Origin of the sequence: Leisingera sp. ANG-M6, assembly GCF_000813905.1 — a bacterium.
Classification (GTDB): Bacteria; Pseudomonadota; Alphaproteobacteria; order Rhodobacterales; family Rhodobacteraceae; genus Leisingera.
In genome coordinates, this window is record NZ_JWLG01000007.1 from 237,618 (window position 1) to 252,994 (window position 15,377).

A 15,377-nucleotide genomic window follows, 5' to 3' on the forward strand; every position below is an offset into this window, starting at 1 on the left:
TTGATTAGAGGCTCAACCTGCGGGGGGCAGCACCTGCACCTCAGCCAGTTCTGTCAGCGGCAGGCCCAGCGCCCGCATTGCGCCAATCGACAGGCGGCTGCCGCCGGAAGCCTCGCCCGGGATCGGTTTCAGCGTCAACACCACTTGGGTATTTCGGTTGGAACGGATCAGCGCCTGCTGCTCTGCTGCCACCAGCGGCGTTTCCATCCACAACCCCGGCAGCGACGGATCGCCCAGCGAGGCCACTGTGGTGGCGGAACCGAGGAACGAAGGCGCGGAAGGCGACGTTGGCGCCAGCGGCTCCGCCGGAGCAACATCAACGCCAGGTGAGGGCTGCAGCACCGGGTCCTGCGGCTCAGCCGCCGCTGGTCCGCCGGAACCGTTCAGAATGGAAGAGTTCAGCTGGATCCCGTTACAGGCCGCCAGCAGGGAAATCGAAGCAAGGGAAATGACTGTCATACGCATGAGGCGACCCTAGCCAGCTGCGAAACTCTTTGCCAGTCACAAATGCCGTCTCCCCCTTGCCGCGGGCGGTGCCCCGCTTTACCTAGGAGGCATGACGGCTCCGCTTATTGATCCCTTCGCCCGCGCAATCACTTACCTGCGTGTCTCGGTCACCGACCGCTGCGATTTCCGCTGCGTTTACTGCATGTCGGAAAACATGACCTTTCTGCCCAAGAAGGATCTGCTGACGCTGGAAGAATTGGACCGCCTCTGCTCCACCTTCATCCGGCTGGGCGTCGAGAAGCTGCGGATCACCGGCGGCGAGCCATTGGTGCGGCGCGGCATCATGACCTTCTTCCAGTCGATGAGCCGCCATCTGGACACCGGCGCCCTCAAGGAGCTGACGCTGACCACCAACGGCTCGCAGCTGGTGAAGTACGCAGATGATCTCTATGCCGCAGGGGTGCGCCGGGTGAATATCTCGCTCGACACGCTGGACGAACAGAAGTTTGCCGATGTCACCCGCTGGGGCCGCCTGCCGCAAGTGATGAAGGGCATCGATGCGGCGCAGAAAGCAGGCCTCAAGGTCAAGATCAATGCGGTGGCGCTGAAGGGCTTCAACGAGGAAGAACTGCCCCGGATCACCGAATGGTGCGCCGGACGCGGCCTCGACCTCACCTGGATCGAGGTGATGCCGATGGGCGAGGATATCGGCGCCATGGAGCGCATCGGCCAGTACTGGTCGCTGAAGGACGTGCGCAAGGAATACGAAAGCCACTACACTGTCACCGATCTGGCCGAACGCACCGGCGGCCCGGCCCGTTATGTGCGGCTGGAGGAAACCGGCCAGAAGATCGGTTTCATCACGCCGCTGTCCCATAATTTCTGCGAAAGCTGCAACCGGGTTCGGGTCACCTGCACCGGCGAGATCTACACCTGCCTCGGCCAGGAGGGCAAATCCGACCTGCGGGCGCCCCTGCGCGCCAATGAGGAAGGCGCCGGCGTGCTGGAGGCTGCGATCCGCGCCGCCATCGGCGACAAGCCCCGCGGCCATGATTTTGATTATTCGCGGCAAGAGGCCGGCGGCCAGATGTCCCGCCACATGAGCCACACCGGCGGCTGACATGCCCGGGACCGCTCCAGCGCAACGGACGCTGCTCTACTCCCTGTACTGCGGCGTCAGCGCGCTGATTGCCCCCCTCGCCTGGCGCAAGGTCGCGGGCAAGCTGCGCGACTACGGCCTGCCAGAGGAACGGGTGCGTGAACGCCTCGGCCACGCCTCCCTGCCCCGCCCGGCCGGGCAGCTGATCTGGTTTCATGCGGCTTCGGTCGGCGAAAGCCTGTCGGTGCTGACCCTGATTGCCCGTTTGGGCGAACAGATGCCGGATGCGGAGTTCCTGATCACCTCCGGCACCCCCACCTCGGCTGAGCTGATCGCCAAGCGGATGCCGCCGCGCTGCCGCCACCAATTCCCGCCGCTGGACACCGCCGCCGCCGTGGACCGCTTCCTCGCCCATTGGAAACCTGATCTGGGGGTATTTGTCGAAAGCGAGCTGTGGCCGCAGATGCTGGTGCGCGCCCGCAAGACCGGCTGCCCGCTGGTGCTGCTGAACGCGCGCCTCTCGGACAAATCGGTGCAGGGCTGGACAAAGCGCCCGGATACCGCGCGGTATATCCTCGACCAGTTCACTCTGCTGGTGACCCAGAACCAGAAAACCGCCGCCAACCTGCAGGCGATGGGCGCCGCACCGGAGCGCATCCGCCCCGGCAGCAATCTCAAGGCCGTTTCCGCGCCGCTGCCGGTGGATCAGGACACCCTCGCCAAGGTGCGCAGCAGCATTGGCGAGCGGCCTGTCTGGGTCGCCTCCTCGACTCATGAAGGCGAAGAGGAAACCGTGCTGGACGCCTATGAGGCGCTGCTGAAACAGCACCCGGACCTCTGCCTGCTGCTCGCCCCCCGCCACCCGGAACGCGGCGATGCGGTTGAAACGCTGATCAAGGACACGGGCCTCAGCTGCGCACGGCGCAGCAAGGGCGTGCTGCCCGGCACCCAAACCCAGGTCTATCTGGCAGACACGCTGGGCGAGGTCGGCACATGGTACGCGCTCTGCCCGCTGGTGTTCCTGGGCGGCTCCTTGCGCGAAATCGGCGGCCACAACCCGTTTGAACCGATGCAGGCAGGTGCGGCGGTGATCACCGGCACGGGACACTACAATTTCGCCGAGACCTATGCCGAACTGTCCGCCCTAGGTGCCGCGGCAGAAGTGCGCTCAGCGGCGGAACTATCAGATCAGGTTGCCAAATGGCTGGAGCAGCCGGAGGTCTTTCAGGCCGCCCGTGAAGCCGCCGGGCAATTCATATCCCGCCAATCGGATCAACTGGACAAGACGGTGGACGCCCTGCTGGCACTGCTGTCCGATAGGAGGCCGTGATGGCACAAGTTGACGCCAAAAAAATCGAAGTCATTGCGCCGAACTTCAAGCGCCGCCTGTCCGGCGTCACCTCCACTATCGTGCGACTGGTGCCGCTGCAGCGCCAGCAGATCGCCATCGCCACCGCGGGCAGTGGCCTGCCGGGGGACATGCCGCATCTGTCGGTGTCCCAGCTCATCCTGATGAACCGCAACGGCCCCGCAGGCGCCCGCGTCTGGCACGCCCGCCGCAATCTGGAAATGCTAGGCGGCCTGGCGCTGAAATACCTGCTGGGCAAGCGGCTGAAACTCTTGTTCACTTCCGCCTCGCAGCGCCATCACTCCGGCTACACCAAGTGGCTGATCTCGCAGATGGACCGGGTAATTGCCACCTCCGCCAAAGGCGCGGCTTACCTGGAGAAACCTGCGCAGGTGGTGCACCACGGGATCAACACCGAAGAGTTCGCTCCACCTGCTGACAAGGCGGCGCTGCGCCGCGAACTGGGCCTGCCGGAGGATGCGATCCTGATCGGCTGTTACGGCCGCATCCGGGCGCAGAAGGGCACTGATGTTTTCGTCGACGCCATGCTGAAAGTGCTGAAGGCACACCCCAAGGCGGTTGGCATCGTGATGGGCCGCGCCACCGAAAAACACGTTGCTTTCGAGAAGGAACTGCGCGCCAAGGTGGAAGCCTCTGGCCTATCGGACCGCCTGCGGTTCCCGCCGGAAGTGCCGGTTTGGGAGGTGTCCCGCTGGTATCAGGCGCTGGACCTCTATGTGGCGCCGCAGCGATGGGAGGGGTTCGGCCTCACCCCGCTCGAAGCGATGTCCTGCGGCGTGCCTGCGGTAGCCACCCGCGTCGGTGCTTTTGAGGAACTGATTGCGCCAGGGGAAACCGGCCTGCTGATCGATCCGGGCGAAACCACCCAGATGGTGGACGCGATCAACGAGGTGCTGTCTACCGAAGGCCGGCTGGCGCGATGGTCAGAGGCCGCGCGCAAACACGCCATGACCAACTTCGCGCTGGAGAAAGAAGCGGAAACGCTCGTCACTATCTACCGCGAATTGCTGGAGCACTGACGCCCGCCGCCGCTTCTTTCTGGTCAAAAATATTCTCGGGGGTGAATTGAGCCGCAGGTTCAAGAGGGGGCAGACAGCCCCCTCTCCAATATCATTCAGGCAGCCGGCATCCGCTGTTCAACGATCTCCGCCCACCAGCTGCAGCCCGCTGGAATGGCATCGTCGTTGAAGTTGTACTCCGGGTGATGCACCATCGCGGTGTCGCCGTTGCCCATCAGGATATAGGCGCCGGGGCGCTCTTCCAGCATGAAGGCAAAGTCTTCGCCGCCCATCACCAGCGGCGCATCCCCGCAGGAGCCGGACACGCTGGCGGCCACTTTGGCGGCAAACTCGGTCTGCTCCTCGTGGTTCACCATCACCGGATAGCCGCGGTGATAGGTGATGTCCGCGGTACCGCCAAAGGTCGCGGCAATGCCGGTGCAAACCTCGTTGATGCGCTTTTCTGCCAGATCGCGCATCTCCCGCGACATGGTGCGCACGGTGCCCTTGATCTGCACCTTCTGCGGGATCACGTTGAACGCCTTGGAGGAGGTCTCGAAGGAGGTCACGGATACCACGATCTGATGCACCGGGTCTGCGTTGCGCGAGGCGATGGTCTGCAGCGCGAGCACGGCCTGGGCGGCCAGAACGGTGGTGTCGATGGTCTCATGCGGCTTGGCAGCGTGGCCGCCGCGGCCCTCAAAGGTGATGTCGAACTGGTCGGTCGCGGCAAAGAAGGATCCCGGACGGATGGCAAAGGATCCCAGCGGCTGGCCCGGCCAGTTGTGCAGGCCATAGACTTCCTGCACGCCCCAGCGGTCCATCAGCCCGTCGTCGCACATCACCTTGGCGCCGCCGCCGCCTTCCTCAGCGGGCTGGAAGATCACCACCACGGTGCCGTCGAAATTGCGGGTTTCCGACAGGTACTTGGCGGCGCCCAGCAGCATCGCGGTGTGGCCGTCATGGCCGCAGGCATGCATCGCGCCGGGGGTCTTGGAGGCATAGTCCAGACCGGTCTGCTCATGGATCGGCAGCGCGTCCATGTCGGCGCGCAGGCCAATGACCTTGCCGGAGGTGTCCGCCTTGCCCTTGATGACGCCCACCACGCCGGTGCGGCCGATGCCGGTCACCACCTCGTCGCAGCCGAACTCCTGCAGCTTCTCCGCCACCAGCGCGCTGGTGCGGTGGGTTTCGAACAGGATTTCCGGGTTTTCGTGGATGTCACGGCGCCAAGCGGTGATTTCATCCTGCAGTTCGGCAAAGCGGTTCTTGACCGGCATTTCTCACTCCTTTGGTTATCTGTTCCCCGCAGCCTCAGGCCGCGGGCATTCTTCGTTCCACCAGCTCGGCAAACCAGCTGCATCCCAGCGGGATCGCTTCGTCGTCAAAGACATAAGCCGGGTGGTGGCACATCTGGGTGTCGCCGTTGCCGAGGAAGATATATGCGCCGGGGCGCTGCTCCAGCATGTAGGAGAAATCCTCGGACGGCATGATCGGCGGGGTCTCGGCATCGACCTTTGCAGAGACCGCCTGCGCCGCCTCCACTGCATGTGCAGTGCCGTTTTCATCATTGATTGTAACGGGATAGCCAGGAACCCATTCGACACCAGCCGTGGCACCAAACGCGGCAGCAGTGCTTTCGGCAACCCGGCGCACCCATTCCTCGGCCTGGGTGCGGTACTCGGGATCCAGCGTACGCACAGTGCCCTGCAGCTTGGCGGTGTGAGCAATCACGTTCGACGCTGTGCTGTCGGTTTCAAAGGTGCCGACGGTCAGCACCACGCGTTTGATCGGGTCCACGTTGCGCGACACGATCGAGTGCAGCGAGACCACGATCTGCGAAGCCACCAGCGTGGTATCAATCGCCTCGTGCGGGGCGGCGGCGTGGCCGCCCTTGCCGGTGACGGTGATGATGAATTCGTCCGAGGACGCCATCAACGGGCCGGGGCGGATGGCAAATTCGCCCACCGGAAGGCCGGGCATGTTGTGCAGGCCATAGACCTCCTGAATACCCCAGCGGTCCATCAGGCCGTCGTCACACATCGCCTTGCCGCCGGCGCCGCCTTCTTCGGCCGGCTGGAAGATCAGCACAGCCTTACCGTCGAAATTCCGTGTCTCTGCAAGGTACTTAGCCGCGCCCAGCAGGATCGAGGTGTGGCCGTCGTGGCCGCAGGCGTGCATCACGCCGGGCGTCTTGGAGGCATAGTCCACACCCGAGGCCTCGGGGATTGGCAGCGCGTCCATGTCGGCGCGCAGGCCGATGGCGCGGCCTGAGGTGTTGGTCTTGCCTTCGATCACCGCGACCACGCCGGTCTGGCCGACGCCGGTGGTGATATCGGTGATGCCGAACTCCTTGAGCCGCTCCACCACAAAGGCAGCGGTTTCATGCACCTCGTACATCAGTTCGGGGTTCTCGTGCAGGTGATGGCGCCAGGCTGTGATCTCCTGGTGCATCTCGGCAAAGCGGTTCTTGGCCGGCATTTTCCCCTCCCCTTTACTGTTTCAGGTTCCGTTGCGGCAAACTGTCCGCGAAAAAACTTAGCTTCGCAAGTATCCGGCCCCGCCGGGACGTGGCGGAACGCGCCAGAGCGGGGGTGCCATGCGTGCACCCCCTGTGCACCGTCTGTGCACCACCTGATACACCTTCAGCACCAATCTGAGCACGAAACGCGCGGTTTCAAGGCAGCGGGAAGTAGCCGCGCAGTTTCTCCACCAGCTTGCGCATGAAGTCATGGCCCGCCTCGAACTGGGCCACCGTGATATACTCGTTGGGCTGATGCGCCTGGGCGATGTCGCCGGGACCGCAGATCACCGCCGAGTAACCGGCCTGCTGGAACTGGCCCGCCTCGGTGCCGTAGCTGACCACATGAGAGCCGTTGTCGCCGGTCACTCGGCGCACCAGCGCCTCAGCCTCGCCGTTCTGTTCCGGCACCAGTCCGGGCACGTCGAAGTGCTTGGACACATCAATGCGGGCCTCCGGATGGATGGCCTGCATTTCCGCCTCGACCTCGCGCACCTTGGCCAGATAGGCCGCCTCCCAATCGCTGGCATGCTCGCCCGGCACCACCCGGAAATCCATCAGAAAGCGGCAGTCCTTGGCGGTGATGTTGTGGGCGGTGCCGCCCTCGATCATGCCGACGTGGCAGGTGGTCCAGGGCGGAGTGAACATCGCCTGCATCTCACCCGGCTCCCTGGCCATGTTCGCGGCGTTCTGCTGGTTGGCCCAGTCGATCAGTTTCGCACCCTGCATAATGGCGCTGACACCGGTGTGCATGAGTGAAGAGTGCACCTCAAAGCCCACCAGATGGGTGTCGTAGCCGGTGCCGCCCTTGTGGCCGGTGACGGCTTGCATCATCGAAGGCTCACCCACGATCACCGCCGAGCCCTTGGGCAGCACTTTCTGCATCGCTTCGATCATCGGCGGGGCGCCGGTGCAGCCGATCTCCTCGTCAAAGCTCAGCGCCAGTTGCAGCGGCCGGGTGACACCCCCGGTATGGGCCTCCACCAGCGCCCAGATGGCGAGAGCGTCAAAGCCCTTCATGTCGCAGGTGCCGCGGCCGAAGTATTTGCCGTCCTTCTCCACCACGGTGAAGGGATCAGTCTCCCAAGGCTGGCCGTCGACCGGCACCACATCAGTATGGCCCGACAGCACCACGGCACCCTCTTCCCACGGGCCAACGTGGGCAAAGACGGCGGCCTTGTGGGGCTGATCCGGGTCTGTCCAGCGGTGGCTTTCGATGCCGTGGGACGACAGATAGTCCTGCACCCAATCGACCAGCGGCAGGTTGGTGTCGCGGCTCACCGTCGGGAAGGAGACCAGCTGCGCCATGATCTCCAGCGGGGTCAGTTTTTCCGCCATGCTCAGTAGCCGCTGTCAGTGGTCAGCACGAAATGGCCGGGTTCCAGCTCCAGGTATTCCGACGGTTCCGGCTGATAGCCGACCTCGTGGATCGGCGACGGGATCGGTTTGAAGTTCAGTTCCTTCTCAGACTTGCGCTGGCGCGGATCGGCGATCGGGACCGCCTTCATCAGCGCCTGGGTATAGGCGTGCAGCGGGTTTTCAAAGACGCGCTCGCGCGGGCCGATTTCGACGATGCGGCCCAGGTACATGACGCCGACCTGATGGGAGACCCGTTCGACCACCGCCATGTCGTGGCTGATGAACAGGAACGACAGCCCCAGTTCCGCCTGCAGCTCCATCATCAGATTGAGGACCTGCGCCTGCACCGAGACGTCGAGTGCGGAGACAGCCTCGTCCGCGACGATCAGCTTGGGGTTCAGGGCGAGCGCGCGGGCGATGGCGATCCGCTGGCGCTGGCCGCCGGACATCTCATGCGGGTAGCGGCGCATGAAGCTGCGCGGCAGATGGACGCGGTCAAACAGGCTGGCAACCCGGTCGTGCAACTCGGAGCCGGAGGCGAGGCCATAGTTCCGGATCGGTTCCGCCACCTGGTCGATCAGCTGCATCTGCGGATTGAGGGAGGCAAAGGGATCCTGGAAGATCATTTGCATGTCCTGGCGCGCCTTGTGCATCTGGGACGGGCTGAACTGCAGCACATCGCGGCCTTCGAAGTTCACTTGGCCGGATTGCGGCTCCACTAGGCGCAGGATCGAGCGGCCGGCAGAGGATTTGCCACAGCCGGATTCGCCGACCAGCGACAGGGTCTGGCCCTTGAACACCTTGAAAGACACATCCTCCACCGCGTGCACGTTGGAGATGGTGCGGCGCAGCAGGCCGCCCTTGACCGGGAAGCGCGTGGTCAGGTTCTTTACATCCAGCAGCACCTCGTCGGTGCCCTTGATCGGCTCGATCTTCTGGTTCTCGACGCCCATCAGCTTCATCGGTTCGGGGTAATGCTTGCCGCGCATCTCGCCCAGCTTCGGCACCGCCGCCAGCAGTGCCTTGGTGTAGTCGTGCTTGGGGTTTTCGAAAATCTCCTCGACGGTGCCTTCCTCAACCTTGTTGCCGCGGAACATGACGACGACGCGGTCGGCCATTTGGGCCACCACCGCCATGTCATGGGTGATGAACATCACCGCGGTGCCGGTCTCACGCTTCAGCCGGTCCATCAGCGCCAGAATCTCCGCCTGGATGGTCACATCCAGCGCGGTGGTCGGTTCATCTGCAATCAATAGCCGCGGCTCGCAGGCCATCGCCATGGCGATCACCACCCGCTGGCGCATGCCGCCCGACAATTCGTGCGGATACTGCTTCAGGCGGCGTTCCGGTTCCGGGATGCGGACCTGGCGCAAGAGCTCCAGCGCCCGCTCCTCTGCCTGGGACTGCGACATCTTCTTGTGGATGCGCAGGCCCTCGGTCAGCTGGCGGCCGACGGTGAACACCGGGTTGAGCGCGGTCATCGGCTCCTGGAAGATCATGCCGATCTCGTTGCCGCGAATCTGCTTCATCATCTCCTGTTCGGAGGTGGCAAGGTTGGTATCGCCGCCCTCGCGGCGGTTGAACAGCAGCTCGCCGCCGGCGATCTCGCCGCCGCCAAACTCCACCAGCCGCATCAGCGACAGCGAGGACACCGACTTGCCGGAGCCGGATTCGCCAACGATACAAACGGTTTCGCCGGGGCTCACGTCAAAGGAGACATCCTCCACCCCGACCACGGGGCCGTCCTTGGTCTGAAACTCCACCCGCAGATTTCTGATGGATGCAATGGCGTTGTCCAGCATGACGGCTCCCTGTTTTTCTTGCCTGGCCCGCCTGAAAAGACGGCCTCAGGTTCCGGAGTTAACTCTACTTTGCACAAAAATGCTCATGCAAATAATGCATTGCCCCTTCGAAATTGGAATTTGCAATTTCCCGGCAAAAGCGTTTCGATACCCCTGTGGTTGCCTGCAGGCTGTCACGTGCCGGTGCGTCCGGCAAGGTGTTAAGAGGTTACAGTCTCAAGGTTTTCCCTTTGCTTGCAGGCCCAGAGCTACACTTCCGCAGCAATGCGGCAACCCTCCGGGCCTGATCGGGCCCGGGCAACGAAAAGACACGAAACGTGTCCGACAAGGAGAGTGTGATGAAATTGAAATCCCTATTGATGGGTGCCGTTGCCGCGGCCTCGCTTGCGCCTGCAGCCTTTGCTGAGCGCGGGTCCGACGGCCAGGTCAACATCATTTACTGGCAGGCGCCGTCGATCCTGAACCCGTTCCTGTCGAGCGGCACCAAGGATGTGCAATCGGCCTCGCTGGTGATCGAGCCGCTGGCGCGCTATGACCCGCAGGGCAACATGATCCCCTATCTGGCGTCGGAAATCCCGACCGTGGAAAACGGCGGCGTCAGCGAAGACCTGACCTCGATCACCTGGAAAGTTGCACCGGGCATCAAATGGTCCGACGGCACCGACTTCACCGCCCATGACGTGAAGTTCACCGCCGACTACTGCATGCATCCCGAAGGCGGCTGTGCCCAGCTGACCAAGTTCCAGGGTGTCACCAATGTCGAAGTGGTGGACGATCTGACCGTCAAGGTCACCTTCGACAAACCGACCCCCTTCCCCTACGGCCCGTTTGTCGGCGGCGAGAGCCCGATCCTGCAGAAGGCCCAGTTCGAGAACTGCATGGGCGCCAAGGCGCCGGAATGCACCGAGGCCAACTTTGGCCCGATCGGCACCGGCCCGTTTGTGGTGGATGAGTTCAAGCCGAACGACGTGATCACCATGTCCGCCAACCAGAACTACCGAGACCCGGCCAAGCCGGCGTTTGCCAAGGTGCTGTTCAAGGGCGGCGGGGATGCAACCGCGGCTGGCCGCGCAGTGATGGAGACCGGCGAGTTCGACTATGCCTGGAACCTGCAGCTGGCGCCGGAAGTGATTGCGCAGATGGAAGCAGGCGGTAAAGGCAAGCCGGTTGCGGGCTTCGGTTCGCTGGTTGAACGCATCATGCTGAATCAGACCGACCCGTCGCCGGAGCTGCCGGAAGGCGAGCGCGCCACCGCCAAGCATCCGCACCCGTTCCTGAAGGATCCGGCGGTCTACAAGGCGATGTCGATGGCCATCGACCGTCCGCTGCTGGTGGAAATCGGTTACGGCAAGGCCGGCAAGGTCAGCTGCAACTGGGTGCCTGCGCCTGCGGCATTTGCCTCTGACACCTTCCAGTGCGACACGCAGGACATCGAAGGTGCCAAGGCAATGCTGGAAGAGGCTGGCTATAAGGACACCAATGGCGACGGCGTGCGGGAGACCCCGGACGGCAAGCCGATGAAGATCCTTTACCAGACCTCGACCAACGCTGTCCGCCAGGATTTCCAGGCGCTGATCAAAGAGTGGTGGAGCCAGATCGGCATCGAGACCGAGCTGCGCAACGTGAACGCCTCCGTCTTCTTTGGCGGCGACCCGGGCTCGCCCGACACCTTCCAGCGTTTCTATGCTGACGTTGAAATGTACGCCAACAACTTCGACGGCACCGACCCGCAGTCCTACCTGGGCAACGGTCTGTGCGACAAGGCGCCGAAGCCGGAATCCCAGTGGCAGGGTGAGAACATCTCGCGCTTCTGCAACGAGGAGTTCGACCAGTTGCACGCCGAGCTGAGCAAGACCGCCGGTCTGGAAGCGCGTGCCGAGATCGGCCGCCGCCTGAACGACATCATGGTTGAAAACGGCGGCATGATCCCGCTGGTTCACCGCGGCCGCCTGTCGGCGCATTCCAACACCCTGGGCGGTGTCGACCTGAACGTCTGGGACAGCGAGCTGTGGAACGCAGCTGACTGGTACCGCATCAAGTAAGCTCGGGCTTGCTTCCCGGGGCCCCGGCAGATGCCGGGGCCTCTTGCCATCTGCCAGAGCTGCCGTGCAGCGCTGCGCGAGGCTGGACGCGGGGCCTTCTCCCCGCCTGTTCCGAATTCAATACAAGTTGCAAAGGCGCTTAGCAGATGCTGACCTTTACAATCCGGCGGCTGATCCTGGCAGTTCCGACACTGCTGTTCATCAGCCTCGTGATCTTCCTGCTGCTGGAGCTCGCCCCCGGCGACCCGATGGCGCAGGTTCCCCTGACCGTCCCCGCAGAAGTCAAAGAAAAGATGCGCCTGGCCCTGGGCCTGGGCGAGCCGATGCATATCCGGTTCTGGAAATGGCTGGTGCAGTTCTTCTGGATCGAGCCGCAGGTGCTGATCGACAATATCTTCGGCACCAGCCTCGCCGAAGGGCAGCTGCGGGTGATCTCCTGGCAGACCCGCTCGCCGGTGATGGACATCGTGGTCCAGCGTATCCCGCAGACCCTGTGGGTGGTTGGCACTGCCTATGTGGTTGCGATCCTGATCGCGCTGCCGATCGGCATCTACTCCGCCTACCGCCAGTACAGCTGGTTCGACCAGATGGGCACCTTCGTGTCGATGGTCGGCTTCTCGGTGCCGCCGTTCTTCTCGGGGGTGCTGGTCATCGTGATTTTCTCGGTGCAGCTGGGCTGGTTCCCGTCGATCTATGACACCACCCATGTGGTCGACAGCTGGGACAGCTTTGTCTACCAGCTGAAGCAGATGATCATGCCTGTGATGGTGCTGGCGCTGCAGATCACCGCGCAGCTAAGCCGCTTCATGCGCGCCTCGATGCTGGACAACCTCAATCAGGATTATGTCCGCACCGCCCGCGCCAAGGGCCTCAGCGAATATGTGGTGGTGATGGTTCACGTCCTGCGCAATTCGATGATCCCGGTGGTCACGGTGATTGCGCTGGGGATCCCGTCGATCTTTGGCGGCGCCATCATCACCGAGCAGGTGTTCAAGGTGAACGGCATCGGCCAGCTGCTGATCGGCGCCATCCAGGCCAACGATCTGCCGATGGTGCAGACGCTCACTTTCATCTTTGCGGTGCTGATCGTGCTGTTCAACCTGATCGCCGACGTGCTGTACGGCATTCTTGACCCGAGGATCCGCTATGACTGACAAGGAACGCTTTGTGCCGGATGAAGGCATGGCTCCGGCCTCGACCGCGGTTCCGGCCGCCGGGCAGATGGAAGAGCTGCACCAGCCGCCGCGCAGCCAGTGGCTGGACGTCTGGGACCAGTTCAAGTCCCACCGCGGCGCGCTGATGGGCGGGGCGCTGTTCCTGCTGATCATCCTGGCGGTCTATGCCGGTCCGCTGGTGTGGGACCTTGAGGCCACCCAAATCGACATCCGCGCCCGCAATCAGGGCCCGAGCTGGGCGCATCCCTTCGGCACCGACCAGCTGGGCCGCGACATGCTGGCCCGGATGATGGCAGGCGGCGCAACCTCGGTCTCAGTCGGGCTGACGGCGATGCTGCTGGCGCTGTTCCTAGGCTCCTTCATCGGGGTGATGGCCGGTTTCTTCAAGAAACTGGACGGACCGCTGATGCGCCTGACCGACCTGTTCCTGGCGTTGCCGCTGCTGCCGCTGCTCTTGGTTATGATGCTGCTGTTCCGTGAGCCGCTGAACGCCGCCTTCGGGCCGGAACAGGGGATTTTCATCCTGATCGTGATCTCCATCGGGGTGACCAGCTGGATGCCCACCGCACGGATTGTGCGCGGCGATGTGCTGGCGCTGAAAGAGCGCGAGTTCGTGATGGCGGCACGCTCCATCGGCACCACCAACAGCGGGCTGATCACACGGCACATCCTGCCCAACGTGCTGTCGCCGATCATGGTCTCGGCCACCCTGGGCATTGCCACCGCGATCATCACCGAGTCGTCCTTGTCTTTCCTCGGCCTCGGCTTCCCGCCGGACTTCCCGACCTGGGGACGGCTGCTGTTTGATGCCACCGACTACCTGCAGCAGTATCCTGAGCGGGTGTTCTGGCCCGGCATGGCGATCTCGCTGACGGTGCTGAGCGTGAACTACCTGGGCGATGGTCTGCGCGACGCGCTGGACCCGCGGATCCGGGGCCGCTGATCAGAGCGCGCCGCAGAAACGAAAGAGGGCCGCCCCACTGGGCGGCCCTTCGCTTTGGCACTCTTGCGGCAGTGCTCAGTGCAGCTTCTTCCGGATCCGCTGGATGCCCAGCCACACCAGGCCAATGACCGGCAGAGTGACAGCGGCGATCAGCACCTTCTTGGTCATCCCGTAGCGTTCGGCCAGCGGGAACAGGAAGTCGGAAACCAGCGATATCGCGTAGTAGCTGACCGCCACCACCGACAGGCCTTCGACAGTGTGCTGCAGGCGGAGCGCGATATCGGCGCGGCGGTCCATGCTGGCAAGCAGCGCCTGGTTCTGGGCGGAGCGTTCCACATCCACCCGGGTCCTGAGCAGCTCCCCTGCCCGGCGTGCCCGGCTGGCCAGTGTGTCCAGCCGTTTCTCGGTGGAATTCACCGTCCGCATCGCAGGATCAAACCGTCGCAGCATGAATTCGGCGAAGGTCTGGAACCCCTCGTGGCGTTCTTCCCGCAGCAGGCTGATGCGCTGGCTGACCAGCGCGTCATAAGCGCCGGTCGCCCCGAAGCGGAAGGCGGATTGCACCGCCATCGCCTCCAGCTCAGCCGAAACTGCCAGCAGCTGGGTCAGGATTTCCTCAGCAGGCTTGGTGCCGCTTGTCATCTCCGCCATCATCTCGCTGAGACGGCTGTCCAGCTTTCCGATCACCGGCGACAGGCCGCGGGCGCGGGAAAAGCCCAGCATCGACATCGCCCGGTAGGTCTCGATCTCGCAGAGCCGCTGAACGATCCGGCCCACCCGCTGGGCGCCGGTATCGGTGTTTGGGAAGATGGCAAAGCGCACATGGCCCGCCGGGTCGATGCGGAAATCACCGGCCACCACCGCGCTGTCGTCCAGCACCTGCGAAGCGGTCAGGCTTTCCGGCACGAACCAGTCGTGCATGGTGGTTTTCAGCACCGCCGGCGCGGCGCGCGGCACCACCCGGATCAGCGCCGAGGTGATCCGCTGGCCCGGCGCCTCTGCCAGCCAGTCGACCGGGAACACATCAAAATCCGCCGGGTCGAAGGCACGCGCACTGACCCCATCGCTGTAAACGGTGTAGCTGACAAACTCAGTGTGCTGCTCCCACTTCAGCATGTGCCGCCCGATCTGGGCGGTATGGTGGGTCGCCCCCGGTTTGGGATGCGGCGCGCCGTGGCGGTCCAGCAGCTGGATCAGGTGCTGCATGTCCTGCATCCGGTCGCGGTGCACGGCCTCTTGCGGCTGTTTCACAGCCAGGTAGACCACCGTGCAAGGGCTGGTCATGGTCGGGAACGGGCGGGCGTGCAGCTCATTGGTCAGCTGGTAGCGCAGCGGGTGATCCTGGATCGGCGGCATTCTTGGTCTCCGGGGCAATGCCGCGGACCATACTGCAACCGGGAAAACATGTACAGAAATGTTTTATTTCAATGCGTTAGCAGAATGCAACGGTATACATAAGCACCATCTGGGGGCGCTGCCCCCGGCCTGCGGCCTCCCCCGGGGTACTTGGGACCAGGAAGAAGCGGCAAAGGAAAAGGCGCCCCGGATGGAGCGCCTTTTCTGTTGGTTTGATGTCCTGTTTACTGAACCAGGCCCAGCAGCGTATCCAAGCTCTGCTTTGC

At 63.6% G+C, this 15,377-nt stretch carries 13 protein-coding genes; 7 read left to right on the top strand and 6 right to left on the bottom strand.

Annotated elements, in window-relative coordinates; all coding sequences use genetic code 11:
* Positions 1–12: 12 nt before the first annotated feature.
* Positions 13–465 carry a hypothetical protein gene (locus RA24_RS05555; RefSeq protein ID WP_019296014.1) on the bottom strand — a complete coding sequence of 151 codons (453 nt, stop codon included), beginning with the start codon at positions 463–465 and terminating at the stop codon, positions 13–15.
* A 91-nt stretch (positions 466–556) separates the two neighbouring features.
* On the opposite strand from RA24_RS05555, the gene moaA reads away from it, so the two are divergent.
* From moaA to RA24_RS05570, 3 genes are read left to right on the top strand one after another with little or no spacing between them, the layout of a single operon-like run.
* On the top strand, positions 557–1,567 hold the full coding sequence (gene moaA, locus RA24_RS05560; protein ID WP_019296015.1) for a GTP 3',8-cyclase MoaA: 1,011 nt from the start codon (positions 557–559) through the stop codon (positions 1,565–1,567).
* 1 nt (position 1,568) lies between these two features.
* Positions 1,569–2,876, top strand: a complete 1,308-nt coding sequence (locus RA24_RS05565) for a 3-deoxy-D-manno-octulosonic acid transferase (RefSeq protein WP_039145379.1) — start codon at positions 1,569–1,571, stop codon at positions 2,874–2,876.
* On the top strand, positions 2,876–3,934 hold the full coding sequence (locus RA24_RS05570; protein ID WP_039190363.1) for a glycosyltransferase family 4 protein: 1,059 nt from the start codon (positions 2,876–2,878) through the stop codon (positions 3,932–3,934). The genes RA24_RS05565 and RA24_RS05570 overlap by 1 nt, the downstream gene beginning before the upstream one ends.
* 95 nt (positions 3,935–4,029) lie before the next feature.
* Here RA24_RS05570 and RA24_RS05575 read toward each other — a convergent pair whose 3' ends face one another.
* From RA24_RS05575 to RA24_RS05590, 4 genes are all read right to left on the bottom strand, one after another.
* On the bottom strand, positions 4,030–5,193 hold the full coding sequence (locus RA24_RS05575) for a M20 aminoacylase family protein (protein WP_019296018.1): 1,164 nt from the start codon (positions 5,191–5,193) through the stop codon (positions 4,030–4,032).
* 34 nt (positions 5,194–5,227) lie between these two features.
* Positions 5,228–6,394: a M20 aminoacylase family protein gene (locus RA24_RS05580; protein WP_039190365.1), complete on the bottom strand. Its 1,167-nt coding sequence runs from the start codon at positions 6,392–6,394 to the stop codon at positions 5,228–5,230.
* A 196-nt stretch (positions 6,395–6,590) separates the two neighbouring features.
* Positions 6,591–7,772 (bottom strand): acetylornithine deacetylase, encoded by a 1,182-nt coding sequence (gene argE, locus RA24_RS05585; protein WP_039190366.1) that lies wholly within the window; start codon positions 7,770–7,772, stop codon positions 6,591–6,593.
* Positions 7,773–7,774: 2 nt separating this feature from the next.
* Positions 7,775–9,595, bottom strand: a complete 1,821-nt coding sequence (locus RA24_RS05590; RefSeq protein ID WP_039170552.1) for an ABC transporter ATP-binding protein — start codon at positions 9,593–9,595, stop codon at positions 7,775–7,777.
* 338 nt (positions 9,596–9,933) lie between these two features.
* Between RA24_RS05590 and RA24_RS05595 the strand changes: the two genes are divergently transcribed.
* From RA24_RS05595 to RA24_RS05605, 3 genes are all read left to right on the top strand, one after another.
* A complete protein-coding gene (locus RA24_RS05595) occupies positions 9,934–11,637 on the top strand; it encodes a peptide ABC transporter substrate-binding protein (protein ID WP_039135918.1) in 1,704 nt (567 codons plus the stop codon).
* A gap of 146 nt (positions 11,638–11,783) precedes the next feature.
* Positions 11,784–12,791: an ABC transporter permease gene (locus tag RA24_RS05600; RefSeq protein ID WP_019296023.1), complete on the top strand. Its 1,008-nt coding sequence runs from the start codon at positions 11,784–11,786 to the stop codon at positions 12,789–12,791.
* Positions 12,784–13,755, top strand: a complete 972-nt coding sequence (locus RA24_RS05605; RefSeq protein ID WP_019296024.1) for an ABC transporter permease — start codon at positions 12,784–12,786, stop codon at positions 13,753–13,755. Before RA24_RS05600 ends, RA24_RS05605 begins: the two co-directional genes overlap by 8 nt.
* 75 nt (positions 13,756–13,830) lie before the next feature.
* Here the strand turns inward: RA24_RS05605 and RA24_RS05610 are convergent, their stop codons facing one another.
* Positions 13,831–15,111, bottom strand: coding sequence for a DUF3422 family protein (locus RA24_RS05610; protein WP_039190368.1), 1,281 nt, complete (start codon positions 15,109–15,111; stop codon positions 13,831–13,833).
* 58 nt (positions 15,112–15,169) lie between these two features.
* Between RA24_RS05610 and RA24_RS22635 the strand changes: the two genes are divergently transcribed.
* On the top strand, positions 15,170–15,377 hold a 208-nt coding region (locus tag RA24_RS22635), incomplete at its 3' end, for a hypothetical protein (RefSeq protein WP_206540660.1).